The organism is Psychrobacillus sp. NPDC093180, from assembly GCF_044754065.1.
Classification (GTDB): Bacteria; Bacillota; Bacilli; order Bacillales_A; family Planococcaceae; genus Psychrobacillus.
The window spans coordinates 1-12420 of record NZ_JBIVOJ010000017.1 but is presented as its reverse complement, the minus strand read 5'-3'; the positions used below and the strand labels follow the sequence as shown (position 1 = coordinate 12420).

Genomic DNA, 12420 nt, shown 5'->3' with positions numbered 1-12420 from the left:
CCTTTTGTTTGATTAAGAAATGTAACTTTGAATTGCATCCCACACGAAGATTAGTGAAGTGAGAGGAAGCAATATACAAAAGATAAGATTACTTCGAAAGATTGCCTTCCACATGCCCGTTCCATTTCTCATATACATAACCATTAAAGTAGTTGATATACTTACCATTGAAAAAAGTAAACATAGGGAATCTTTTTGTCTCTCAATCTGATATTCAATCGCTTCCACTTTCCATTCGTATTCTTTCGACAATGATATTGTTTGAGTACTTTTTTCAGTTCCAATTAAATTGAATGATTTAATCGTTATTTCATTGTTTGATGCTGAAACGACTTCATAACCATTTGGCGAATAGGAAACGTTGTAGACGAGAAGATAGGATAAATAGACCAAAGTGAGCATAACAAAAAAATATGGTACAAATGCTTTTATTTTTTGAGTAAAAGTTTTCTTCATATGAACCTCCCTATAGACTCCCCACTCTCCTTATTAAATAAGTAGGTACCTTCTTTTGTATAAATAATATAATGTCCGATGGATTTTTTCATTTCGGTTGTTGGAATTATTTTTTCTCTCATTGTACTTTCAACTGTAGTTACTGCTTCTTTATATGTATAAGTTGGTAAAGACCAAATAAATAGAACCATTAGCAGGGTTAATTATGTAAGTAGTGATTACTCGTTGCTATTATATATTCCCATCCGATAAATAAGTAAAAATGACTCCACTGGTTCCTAAAAGGAATGCTCATCTGCCCCATTTCCCTGTATTATCAATAAAGACATAATTGCTTGCAGTAAAAAGAAAGTAATATGCAAACTCCACTTATACAGTAAAAATACTTCTTTTCCATTCATTCCCTCCTCGTATAATTGTTCTACTTCTAGACTCGAAAGTCCTTCTAATAATAGGAAATAAAAAAGACCAAACGCATACAAACGTTCAGCCTTCTATTATTTCTTATGTCCCCCAAGCAATCCAGCACGTTTTCTTGCAGTTCCTGCTTCCGTATAAGAAACAGCGCGCAATATCGCATTGGAGCCATATTTACCTCGGAGGTAATCCATTGTTTTCCCCAGTTCTCGAACCTTCCATTTGTCTTCTTCAAATAGGCTTAGCTGCATGGAATACTCGGGTTCTAGATTAGTAATGGAAATCGCCAGCTTGCGAACAGGTCTGTGATCATAAAATTCATCAAAGATTTGTTCACATACTTTGTACATGGTCATCGTTGCATTTGTTGGTTCATCGATTGAACGGGAACGATTAAACCCTCCACCAAACGCGTTATGACTATAACTAATGGATAGATGAATTGTTCTTCCTGCCATTTCAGCTTCGCGAGCACGTCTTGCCACATCTTCACACATTTCTAATACGACCGTCATGATCTCCTCTTTGGAACGGTAATCACGAAATAGCACTTGCCCCTTTCCGTAACTAATTTGCCCTTCAGCTAACGGTGCACCTAGCTCTGACAAATCAATTCCTCGTGCATGATGATATAATTGGTTGCCCATAACGCCAAACTTAGCCTCTAATGTCTCAAGCGATGTGTTCGCTAGATGCCCAACACTTATAATTCCCATATTATTTAATGTTTTTTCTAAACGTGAGCCAATTCCCCACATTTTGCTTAATGGAGTAATCGGCCATAATTTTTTGGGCACATCTTTATATGTCCATTTTGCGAAGCCTGTTTTTTTCGCTTCTAGGTCAAGGGCAAGCTTCGCCATCAGCATATTTGGTCCCATTCCAACCGCACACGGTAATTGAAACTGGTTATATAGACCGCCTTGTATACGCCTAACTGTGTTTTCAACCGGTCCCCATAATTTTTCGGTTCCTCCCAAATCAGCAAAGCATTCATCGACGCTGTACACATGAATGCATTCACTTGGAACGAATTGATTTAAATACCGTGTGATTTCCATGGAAACGCGAACGAAAAATTCCATCTTCGGTTCGATTAAATGAATAGACGGATGATCTGGAATTTCAAAAAGCCGTGTTCCTGTCTTCACTCCAAAGTTCTTTTTCATCATAGGGGATGCGGCAAGCACAATACTACCTTTTTGTTCTAAATTTCCTATTACCGCAATTGGCGTGCTTAGAATATCGAGTCCTGCATCCGCTGCCGCACAGCTCGCGAAAAAGCTCCGTATATCAATGCATATAATTTTTCGATCTTCTAACCCTTCATGCATCGTCTCTCTTCTCCTTTAACAAAGAACGTTTGTTCTTATTGTATACCGAACATTCGTTTTTATTCAAGAAGGTTTTATTGGTAATAAATCCAAATAACTGGTGAAATGAAATGTTTTTTTGCACAAAAACAGCTTTGTATCGATACAAAGCCATGAAATATCAAAATATTTTACTTGTTTCTATTGCTTCCAGAATGAATTGAATTCCTTCATCAATTCTATCTTCCGGGATACTAGTTGTATTTATCTTGAGAAATTTATGATTTTGTTTATACCCTGTCAGATAATTTCTTTTGTAATCATCGACAAGAACATGGCGTTTCGCTAATTCTCGATGAAGCTTATTCATATTAATTTGTTTCGGTAGCTTGATGACCGTATGCATCTGATGATTATCATTAAATTGGTAATCCGAAAAGTAAGTTCTTAATACATTGCCCAGCGTTTTTGCTTTTTGTTGGTGCCTAAATACAATTTTATCTTTATGATGGGCATATAATCCACTTTTCATAAACGTCTGCATAATAACCTGACTCAAGGAATTTGTATGAATATCAATAATTTCTTTAAAGCTTTGGAAAATCTCAATCATATTTTCAGGTAGAACAGTGATACCTAAACGCTGACCAGGAAACATAATTTTAGAGAAGCTCTTTAAATAAATCACCCGCTGATTCGTATCCATTTCATAAAGTGTTTTGTAGCTATTATCTCCTTCAAAATCTCCTAAATAATCATCTTCTATTATGTAAAAATCATATTTTGCCGCGAATTCTAAAAACCTCTTTTTTTCTAGTTCATTCATCGTTGTGCCGAGTGGATTATGTAGCCGTGGCATCAAGTAAATATACTTAGGACGCTTACTTTGGATGATTTCTTCTAATTCTCTTAAATTAACCTTATCCAAATCTCGATGGCAGGTGACATAATCCAAATGAAGCCGTTCAATTAGGTTGATGACTTGATGATAGGTTGGCTGCTCTATCAGAATTGATTCCTTGTTTGTCAGCATTATTAAAGAAAGAATATGCAAAGCTTGCTGTGTACCACTTGTTATCATGATTTGTTCTTTTTTGGTAAAAATCTGTTCTTCTGCTAATAATGCTTGAAATGAAATTTTTAATTCTTCATTACCGGTAGTTGCCCCATAGGTGAATAGTTCTATCTTCTCATTTTGAATAGCTGCTTCCAAACATTGCGAATAACTGTCCAATGGAAAATCAGTCCAAGAAGTAGAGGAAGTGGAAAAGTCATATATTCCATCAAAAGAAGGGATATTTCCTTTTCTAGAAATGATAAAATAGCCCACATTTGGCTTAGCGTAAATTCTATTCGTATCAACCAGGTGTTGTAATGCCTGCGTTATCGTAACTTGACTCACTTCAAAGGTATCCATCATTTTCCTTACTGACGGAAGACGCTCCACATACTTTCCCAGCTCTATACGTTGTAAGATTTCATTTGCTACTAATTGGTGCTTCCGCATCTCATCCCTCCTCTAGATTTATATTACCATGGATCTTTTATAGGTATGCTTCACTTTGCCATGTTTGTATCGATACACATGTAAAAAGAAGTTCAGTTTATATGCCATCTCTTCTATATTCTAAAAAAGAAGGGAGAGGAGATCGTGAAAAAAAATAGCGCATTACTGGCAACAGTCGCTTTTTCTATTATTCTTGGATTATCTTTTATGTTTCTTAAGATTTCTTTAACATACGGAGGACAATTACTTATATTGGCACAGAGATTTACATTTGCCTTTTTAGCATTACTTTTATTTTTAGCGATAAAACCAATCAATTTACGATTAAATAAGAAGGAAGCTTTAGTTGTGTTCATTATTTCATTGTTCTATCCGATTCTATTCTTCACCAGCCAGATAATGGGACTTGATCAGTCAACGGTGACCGAGGCAGGAATCATTCAAGCGATTGCACCTGCTATAACGGTTCTATTGGCAAGTTTGTTTTTGAAGGAGCATATTCGAATAATACAAGGGACCGGAATCTTTTTAAGTATAGCGGGAGTCATTTTTCTACAATGGATGAACAGTTCTGGAGATGATGATTTTCATCTAATCGGTAATCTGTGGATTATCGTATCGATTTTTGCAACTGCATCTTGGCAAGTGATGTCTAGAAGTGCAACCAAATCGATAGCACCTCTTCAAATTACGGTATACATCGTGTCCATTGGCTTTCTATTTTTCAATACCGTGTACTTTATAAACGAAGGCTCTGCTAAGGAATATATTGATTCTCTGACAAAGATTCCATATTTGTTTTCGATTTTATTTTTGGGCGTCCTATCTACATTAGGTACGTCTTTATTATCTATTTACGCCGTATCAAAACTACCGGTTATTCAAGTAAGTGTGTTTAACAACGTTGCAACTTTAATTACCATTCTTTCGGGTGTACTGATTTTAAGCGAGCCATTTCATTATTTTCATGTTATTGGTGCGGTAATCATAATTTTGGGAGTTGTTTTGGTTAATACGAAAAGATCCATCTGGCCAAAGCAACAGATCAAATAAGCGTCAGTTTCATATAAAAAATTTATAATTATTAATCTGGAATATTTCAGAAAAACAAAAGAGAGATATTGCTTTTGTACAATATCTCTCTTTTTATCCATTTCCTCTAGCGAAGTTTTGGTGGAAAAACCAGGTCAATTTTGATTGTTTTAACCGCTTTATATACTTGCAAAATGCAATCAAATCAATATTTTCACTTCAAATGCTCTGTAAATTATTCACGCTATATAATCAGTATAAATAGAGTTATTTTACAAAAGATTGCTTTTTTATACAAGGACAGCTACCGGTTTAGACTACTTTAAAGATGGTCGACAGTAATACCTAAAGTTTCGTATAATCCCGCTTTGCCCCTCTCTGTAATTTTTACAGCTCGGTCAGGAAGCTTTTCGAACCAGCCTAGGTCAAACAAACGCACTAAAACGGCTTTTCCTAACGACCCAGCCAGATGGTAGCGTCTTTCGCTCCAATCCAGACACTTTCGAGCAAAATGTCTTCTATTCTTTTGTAAAATATCCGTATCGATTTCTAAACAATAAAAAAACTCTTTCCCCTTATCCGTTACAAGAAAATCATCTTGATCTTCTATTAAATATTCTTTTTCTAAAAAGGCTTCTGTTATAGATACTCCAAGTTTTCCTGCCAAGTGATCAAAACAAGTGCGAGCAATTTTAATTTTCTCTGCTCGTGAAGAACTCTTTAGGGAATTGATACGTGCAGGAGGGGCAATAACAATCAATGTTTCTATCGCTCTGGCCACATCAGTACTTGCCAGGCGAAAGTAACGATGTCGACCATGTTTTTCTACACGAACGAGATTTCCTTCTACCAGTTTTGTCAGATGACTACTTGCAGTTTGCAGTGTGATATTAGCTTTTCTCGCTAACTCAGTAGCTGGAAGACCATCAAGACCGAGAAGAGCATCCAACATTGCAGCTCTCGATGTATCAGCCATTAGTTTTGCGATATATGAAAAATCAGGTTTGCTTCCCATGGTTATTCCTCCATGAACATTTATACTTCGATTATAGTCGAAGTTTTCAACTGATACAATAACAGTAATGAGAGAAAGGAGAGATAACAATGAATGAGAATGATTTACTAGTGCTGAACTTTGAGGAGATTCGTCGGAGGAGCATTAAATTATGGACATCCATTCCTGCCGAAAAAATGGATTGGCGTCCAGACGCTGAAGCAATGTCTTGCAAGGAAATGATAAGACACGTACTTGAAGGCGAATATCTTTATCATCAAATTTTAATAAAGCATATAGACGGGACTAACATAGAAACACATAACCCTTATGACTCAAAAGTCTTTACCACCATTAACGAAGAATTAGAATTCTCACAATCATATCGAAATAAATTCTTAAAATTCGTTAAGTCATTTAATACGGACGATCTAACAAATATAAAAATAGACCGATCTGACGTCGGATATATTCGAGAACTTGGAGATATGTTGCTAAGAATCGCTTATCATGAATCTGTTCATACTGGACAACTTCTTGATTATTTACGAACAGCAGGAGTTCAAAGGCCGAATATATGGGACTGATATTTCCTATGAAAAAAGAAAGATTAGCTCTAAATACTGACATTCGATAATCGTGCGCTATTATGTGCAATTTATAAAGCCTAATTTCTCATTCTAATGAAGAAGTTAGGCTTTATATATCTAACGGGGTGAGGAGTGGGATGCTTGGATAACTATATGTTCACGATCCATTTATATTTTGAACTGCTTGCATGTTCAGCTGCCGAAATATTGCATTTTACTATTAATTTTTATTCAGGTCATCTCTTATTTGTATTTACTACCAAATCAAAAAAACAATTTATACAAAACATACCCAACTATTAAAACAACGATTAATATTCCTATCCCTTTCCATCCCATACCGCCTGTTAAATCCGTTAAATTCCCATTGTTTCCTCTATTTAAGGCATCGTTTAGAGAACCAGTCGGATTATTTTTTAGTTCCTCTTGTCTCAATCGCTCTCTTTTTTCTTTCGCTTTATCGTGATTATTCAAAATAAACACCTCCTAGGAATAGCTTTGGTTGTATCTCTATTTGTGGGAATTAAAAAACATTTTTAAGCCAAGTCATCATTCGTATAACGTGAAAGGGTTCAAACCAAACAACTAAAAAGAGAATGAGAAAAAAAGAAGTAAGTGTTATAAATTTTGTACTTCCTGCTTCCTTTATAAATATGGCTATAAAACAAAATATAGCCCCAATTAGTATAAAAATAAATCCGATAAGGATAAGAGGCTCAAAATATCCTTCTATTATCCAATTCACTGTAAAGAAAAGAATTCCTAAAAGCATGAAAAATATGGAGATTAAACTGAATCGTTTCATATTGCACCTCTAGTTCATTTTCTGAATATGACTCCATGATTCCATATAAAGTTCCACTTCCTGTTAAATGAACCTAATCTATTAGCCGTTCATCAACTTCATTAATTTATCCAATTTCTTTTCAATTTCTTGAAGTTGATTCTTTTGTGCTTGTTGATTCAAGAGCAATCTTCTGATAAATAGTGTAAACGATACTACAAATAAAATGATAAGTCCCCACACGATAATCAGATAAATCATTTCTCCCATATTAAACATTAAAACACCACCTTATTTTGAAATTTTCGAGCATAACTGCAGGAATTTGTTTATTGTTCATTTAATCGTAAATATTCTAAAGTGATTTCTACTCGCTCTTGTACTGTAGAATCTCCTTCTATTCTCAATACCGGACAAGTTAAGTCGGCTATCCAACTTTCATGCAGTGTCTTACTCCTAACTTCCATTCCTGCATGATCATATAAGGAAGCCCATTCCATGAACTGCTCATACTGTGCCTGTTTAATACCACCAGGTAATATTTCATTGCCATATCTTTGAAACTCTCTTTCTTGCAACCTCTTCATTCTGATATCTTGCGGAATCCACAAAAAGATTACCAAATCAAAATAAGATTTAAAGCTGTCACCCCAACCACATAATGCTCCCGACAGTACTGTCCTTTCATACTTATATAAGTCTTCTTTCAGTAATTTCTTTCTATCATCTATGCTTCTTATGTCTGTAAATTTATTGAGCCAGAAATATTCATCCGTATCAAGATGAGTATAGAACAATTTGTTTGCTAATGAGTCTCCTAGTGTGGACGCTCCTGAACCAGAAGCACCGAAAATATGTATTTTCTTCATTTTTCCCCTCTCAGCTTAAGATATTTTTTAGGTGTTTCTCTCCATTTCTATTAAATTTTTTAAGTAAATATTGTGGCTAATGAGGATATAAACACTCGAAGTAAAAACGAAACAAAAAGAAGCCGTCCCTTTAAACAAACAAAATAATTTAAATATTAGTACTAATACGTTTTAAATGAATATAAAGTTTCAAAATTGATTATTTAAGGACGTTTTTAACAAAAACAAAACCAGCTCAATCTACATTAAGCTGGTTTTGTTATGATATTTAACTAAGGATATACATTAATCAATTGAGCGCACTTGAATTGGAATAAGTGAATTGACTAATTGCTCACGGTGTTGTTCGTATTGTACAGGTAACATTAAATGCGTCCCCATTGTTTCAATTGTTTCATCATGTGCAAATCCTGGTGGGTCTGTTGCAATTTCAAATAGTATTTCTCCTGACTCACGGAAGTACAGTGCATTAAAATAATTGCGGTCTTTCACTTCGGTTACATGTTGACCATGTCTCATCGCATACTGCTGCCACTCTAGATGATCTACATCATCCTTCGCTCGCCATGCTATATGGTGAACAGTACCGACACCCATTGAGCCTCTTACACCTGTTACCATTTTTAAATCGATGATATTACCGATATCTGCTGGAGCTTTGAAGCGTGAATAATCACCTTCCGTGCCTACCAATTCAAGCCCCATTACCTCCGTTAAGGTTTTTGCAGTTTCCTCTGGTCTGGTAGAGTAAAGCGTTGCACCGCCAAAGCCTTTAATCGCAACTTCCGGTGTTACTCCACCAAATGTCCAGTCGTTTTGTTCCCCTTCTGCACGTTCAACAAGCTCTAAATGTAAGCCATGTGGATCGTCAAATTGAATCAATTGCTCACCAAAACGCTCCGCTTTTTTAAATGGAATCGCAAATGTAGCGAGACGGTTGACCCAGAAACTTAATGATCCTGTTGGCACTACATACGTTGTGACGCCTACTTGACCGTCTCCAATTTGTCCTTGATATGCATTTGCCCAAGGGAAAAACGTAATAATTGTACCTGGCTTTCCACCACCATCTCCAAAGTATAAATGGTATGTGCCAGGATCATCGAAGTTCACTGTTTGTTTGACTAAACGTAAACCTAATATTCCTGCATAAAAATCGATATTTTCCTGTGGATGCCCCACAATTGCTGTAATATGGTGGATACCCGCAGTTTGTTTTTTCATCATTATTTCCTCCTTAGTTAGTTGTTAACTTCAATAAATTAAACGTTCAGCTTTCGATAACAGCTTAATCGTGGATTATTACTCAATAGGCTTTAGGTTTGCCTCTATCTCTGCACGTTTGTCTTCTAAAAATGGTGGTAAATCTAGTTTTTTACCAAGTAATTCGATGGAAGAATCTACTGTAAATCCTGGTCCGTCTGTTGCCAACTCAAATAAAATTCCGTTTTTCTCTCTAAAATATAAGCTCTCGAAATAGTAACGGTCAGTAATTTTCATTACCTCAAAACCAAAGTCTTGAATACGCTGCTGCCACTGATGTAGCTCTTCACTATCTTTTACTCGGATAGCTAGATGATGTACACTTCCTTTGCCAGGTTTTTCTTTTGCTCCATCTTGCTCTACAATAACAATTTCACCAAAAGCCTGTCCTTTTATTGACTGATAGATAGCTTCGTTTTCATTTCGAGAAGCAAGCTCATACCCAAAGAGGTTTTCTAATGTGCTCGCTAAGCTATTATGTGATCGTACCGTCATTTCCACAGCACCCATTCCAAGAATACGATGCTCACTTAAAACAATTGAATCATCCCAAGACTGCCAATATTCCGGCACTGCGTCACCATTATTATTTAGAAGGACCAGTCGAAGTCCCTCACAATCTTCAAAATGTAAGGCTTCACGCCCTGCATACATGGTCAACTCTCCATGTTGCACATCTAGTAATTCAAACCTTTTCTTCCAATATAGCAAGCTATCATAAGAAGGGACGAGCAAACCAATACGCGTAATAGCATTGGTTCCTCTCTTTGTCCTTCCTGCCATAGGCAATTCAAAAAAAGACAGCTCTGTTCCTGCACTTCCTGTTAAGTCACCATAAAATAGATGATACATACTTGGATTATCTTGATTGACCGTTTTTTTCACTCTCCGAAGTCCAAGTACATTTTGATAAAACTGATTGTTTTGTTGTCCTTTTTTGGTAATCATCGAAATATGGTGATGCCCTGCTATTTTGTTCATCTTGACACTTCCCCTTTCTTGAATCTGTTATCCTCATTCATAAACCCTGAGCGAAACCTTCAATCTACTTGATAACGTTTTGCTCAAAATTTATTCATATAAAGCACAAAATGTACATGCACTCATGTACATTTTGTGATTTGTAAAGAATTACATACAATAAACTTATTTACGAACTGTATTTAGTGCATTTGTCCAAGGAATCACTTGGTCTAACATTTGGTTTACTGAATCTGCTTGAACTGCAGCTGGTTTGAAATCTGTACCGTTTTCGAAGTCTGTAAATAATGACAATGCAGGATGTACACGTACGTGTGCTACTAATAATTCACTTAAAATACCACGTAAATGTTCTGTTGCACGAGCTCCACCTACAGAACCGTAAGACACGATACCTGCTGCTTTGTTGTTCCACTCTTCACGTAAGTAATCTAGTGCATTTTTAAGGGCTCCTGTGATTGAGTGATTGTATTCTTGAACGATGAATACAAATCCGTCTTGTTTTGCGATAATTTCTGACCATGCTGCTGCACCAGATGCGTCGCCGCCTGCTTCACCTAAAAGTGGTAATTTGTAATCAGCGATATCAATAATTGTGTAGTTAGCGTCTCCGCGTTTATCTGCTAATTCTTTTACCCATGCTCCTACTTGTGGACTTACGCGTCCTTCACGTGTTGAACCTAAAATAATACCTATATTTGATTTTGTCATTGTTTTTTCCTCCTCAGGTTGTTGTTGTGTTCCAAATAATTTACTTAAAAATCCCATTTCTTCTATTTCACCTCCTTACAAGTACTCTTTTTGGATATTTAGTGTGCTACGTATTGTATTAATCGGTCGCACGGATGCTTCAATTTGTTCGCGTTTTCCTTCAAGGAATGGTGGTAACGATAAAATTTCTCCCACTGTTTCGTAAGGTTCATCGCCCATAAATCCTGGACCATCTGTTGCCCATTCAAAAAGGATGCCAGGTGCCACACGTGCATATAAAGATTCAAAGAAGAAGCGATCCACATATCCCGAAATACCAAAACCGGCTGCTTGCATATGGTCAATCCACTCATACAGTACTTTTGTATCTTCTACGCGGAAGGCTGCGTGATGTACTGTACCATAGCCTTGTCGTCCTGCAGGGAAAGTCGTATTATGTTCCACAATTACTTGTGCGCCATTTCCCCCTTTTCCGACCTCAAATAAATGTAGAGAATCTTCTTGTGCTATTTCACGCATCAACATTACTTTTTCCAAAACCTCTTTGAAATAATCAAATTGTGCAATACGAATATGAATCGGCCCTAAACCTGTAATCGCAAATTCAAGTGGTACTGGACCATTTTGCCAAGGCGTCCCAGATGCAATACCCTCGTTAAATTCATCTGAAACTAACATATATTGCTGATCATCGAAATCGACAAATGAAATAGTTTTCTTACCGAATACTTCTTTAATACCGGAATTTTTTACTTCGTATTTATTAAAGCGTTTTACCCAGTAATCCAGTGCGGCATCTGTTGGAACGCGGAAAGCTGTTTTATATATTTCATTCGTACCATGTGTCCCTTTGGGAATACCCGGAAAATCGAAGAATGTCATATCTGTACCAGCTGATCCTTTATCGTCTGCAAAGAATAAGTGATACGTCTGAATGTCATCCTGATTGACTGTTTTCTTTACTAGACGCATTCCTAATACGTAAGTGAAAAATTCATAATTCTTTTCTGCGCTACTTGTAATCGCTGTGACGTGGTGAATTCCTTTTAAATGATTCATTCTATTTCCTCCTTTTATTTCAATTAATTAATGAATCTCGAATTCGAGATATATATTAAATTATTTTTCACTTCTACCTAACTTTTTGATGTATTTTAATCATTTGTTTCCTATCTAACTACTCCTTGGCTGAAGAAAGATAACAGGAACAGCATACGATTTACTGTGGCCATTTTCAAAAAACATACTCCTCAAAATGTCTTCAAATAAATAATCTTTAAATGAATTATCTTTAATTCGAACTAAATATAACATGTAACCATTTTAGCTGTCAACACTTTCGTTTATTTTAGTTAAAGCTGGCGTTTATCTTATATTATTATGCTTCCCAACCTCTTTGATTTGCTCAAAATAGAGTAGGCGCATGAAAATTAATTCATGCGCCTCTCGCAGATCCGTACGTGCGGGTCATCGCATACGGCTCCTCCATGCTTATCCCCTTTG

14 protein-coding genes are annotated in these 12420 nt (G+C 36.2%); 2 read left to right on the top strand and 12 right to left on the bottom strand.

Annotated elements, in window-relative coordinates; all coding sequences use genetic code 11:
• Nucleotides 1-12: 12 nt before the first annotated feature.
• From ACIP9W_RS19945 to ACIP9W_RS19930, 4 genes are all read right to left on the bottom strand, one after another.
• Nucleotides 13-456, bottom strand: a complete 444-nt coding sequence (locus tag ACIP9W_RS19945) for a hypothetical protein (RefSeq protein WP_400792881.1) — start codon at nucleotides 454-456, stop codon at nucleotides 13-15.
• Nucleotides 457-734: 278 nt separating this feature from the next.
• A complete protein-coding gene (locus tag ACIP9W_RS19940) occupies nucleotides 735-938 on the bottom strand; it encodes a hypothetical protein (RefSeq protein WP_400792880.1) in 204 nt (67 codons plus the stop codon).
• Between the two features lie 15 nt (nucleotides 939-953).
• Complete coding sequence (locus tag ACIP9W_RS19935) at nucleotides 954-2207, bottom strand: Y-family DNA polymerase (RefSeq protein WP_400792878.1); 1254 nt, start codon at nucleotides 2205-2207, stop codon at nucleotides 954-956.
• 160 nt (nucleotides 2208-2367) lie between these two features.
• Nucleotides 2368-3693 (bottom strand): aminotransferase-like domain-containing protein, encoded by a 1326-nt coding sequence (locus ACIP9W_RS19930; RefSeq protein WP_400792877.1) that lies wholly within the window; start codon nucleotides 3691-3693, stop codon nucleotides 2368-2370.
• Nucleotides 3694-3837: 144 nt separating this feature from the next.
• On the opposite strand from ACIP9W_RS19930, the gene ACIP9W_RS19925 reads away from it, so the two are divergent.
• On the top strand, nucleotides 3838-4746 hold the full coding sequence (locus ACIP9W_RS19925) for a DMT family transporter (protein ID WP_400792876.1): 909 nt from the start codon (nucleotides 3838-3840) through the stop codon (nucleotides 4744-4746).
• 301 nt (nucleotides 4747-5047) lie between these two features.
• Here the strand turns inward: ACIP9W_RS19925 and ACIP9W_RS19920 are convergent, their stop codons facing one another.
• On the bottom strand, nucleotides 5048-5740 hold the full coding sequence (locus ACIP9W_RS19920) for an ArsR/SmtB family transcription factor (RefSeq protein WP_400792874.1): 693 nt from the start codon (nucleotides 5738-5740) through the stop codon (nucleotides 5048-5050).
• Between the two features lie 89 nt (nucleotides 5741-5829).
• On the opposite strand from ACIP9W_RS19920, the gene ACIP9W_RS19915 reads away from it, so the two are divergent.
• Nucleotides 5830-6306: a DinB family protein gene (locus ACIP9W_RS19915; RefSeq protein WP_400792873.1), complete on the top strand. Its 477-nt coding sequence runs from the start codon at nucleotides 5830-5832 to the stop codon at nucleotides 6304-6306.
• 267 nt (nucleotides 6307-6573) lie between these two features.
• Here the strand turns inward: ACIP9W_RS19915 and ACIP9W_RS19910 are convergent, their stop codons facing one another.
• The 7 genes from ACIP9W_RS19910 to ACIP9W_RS19880 form a co-directional block, all read right to left on the bottom strand.
• Nucleotides 6574-6783, bottom strand: coding sequence for a DUF6366 family protein (locus ACIP9W_RS19910; protein WP_400792872.1), 210 nt, complete (start codon nucleotides 6781-6783; stop codon nucleotides 6574-6576).
• A gap of 412 nt (nucleotides 6784-7195) precedes the next feature.
• The gene (locus ACIP9W_RS19905; protein ID WP_400792870.1) at nucleotides 7196-7372 is read right to left on the bottom strand and encodes a DUF4083 domain-containing protein; all 177 of its coding nucleotides are present in this window, start codon (nucleotides 7370-7372) and stop codon (nucleotides 7196-7198) included.
• Between the two features lie 50 nt (nucleotides 7373-7422).
• Nucleotides 7423-7962 (bottom strand): ATP-binding protein, encoded by a 540-nt coding sequence (locus tag ACIP9W_RS19900; RefSeq protein ID WP_400792868.1) that lies wholly within the window; start codon nucleotides 7960-7962, stop codon nucleotides 7423-7425.
• 285 nt (nucleotides 7963-8247) lie between these two features.
• The gene (locus tag ACIP9W_RS19895) at nucleotides 8248-9186 is read right to left on the bottom strand and encodes a ring-cleaving dioxygenase (RefSeq protein ID WP_400792964.1); all 939 of its coding nucleotides are present in this window, start codon (nucleotides 9184-9186) and stop codon (nucleotides 8248-8250) included.
• 78 nt (nucleotides 9187-9264) lie between these two features.
• A complete protein-coding gene (locus ACIP9W_RS19890; RefSeq protein WP_400792866.1) occupies nucleotides 9265-10206 on the bottom strand; it encodes a ring-cleaving dioxygenase in 942 nt (313 codons plus the stop codon).
• 165 nt (nucleotides 10207-10371) lie between these two features.
• Nucleotides 10372-10974, bottom strand: a complete 603-nt coding sequence (locus ACIP9W_RS19885) for an NADPH-dependent FMN reductase (RefSeq protein WP_142536879.1) — start codon at nucleotides 10972-10974, stop codon at nucleotides 10372-10374.
• A gap of 18 nt (nucleotides 10975-10992) precedes the next feature.
• On the bottom strand, nucleotides 10993-11976 hold the full coding sequence (locus ACIP9W_RS19880) for a ring-cleaving dioxygenase (protein WP_400792864.1): 984 nt from the start codon (nucleotides 11974-11976) through the stop codon (nucleotides 10993-10995).
• Between the last annotated feature and the right edge of the window lie 444 nt (nucleotides 11977-12420).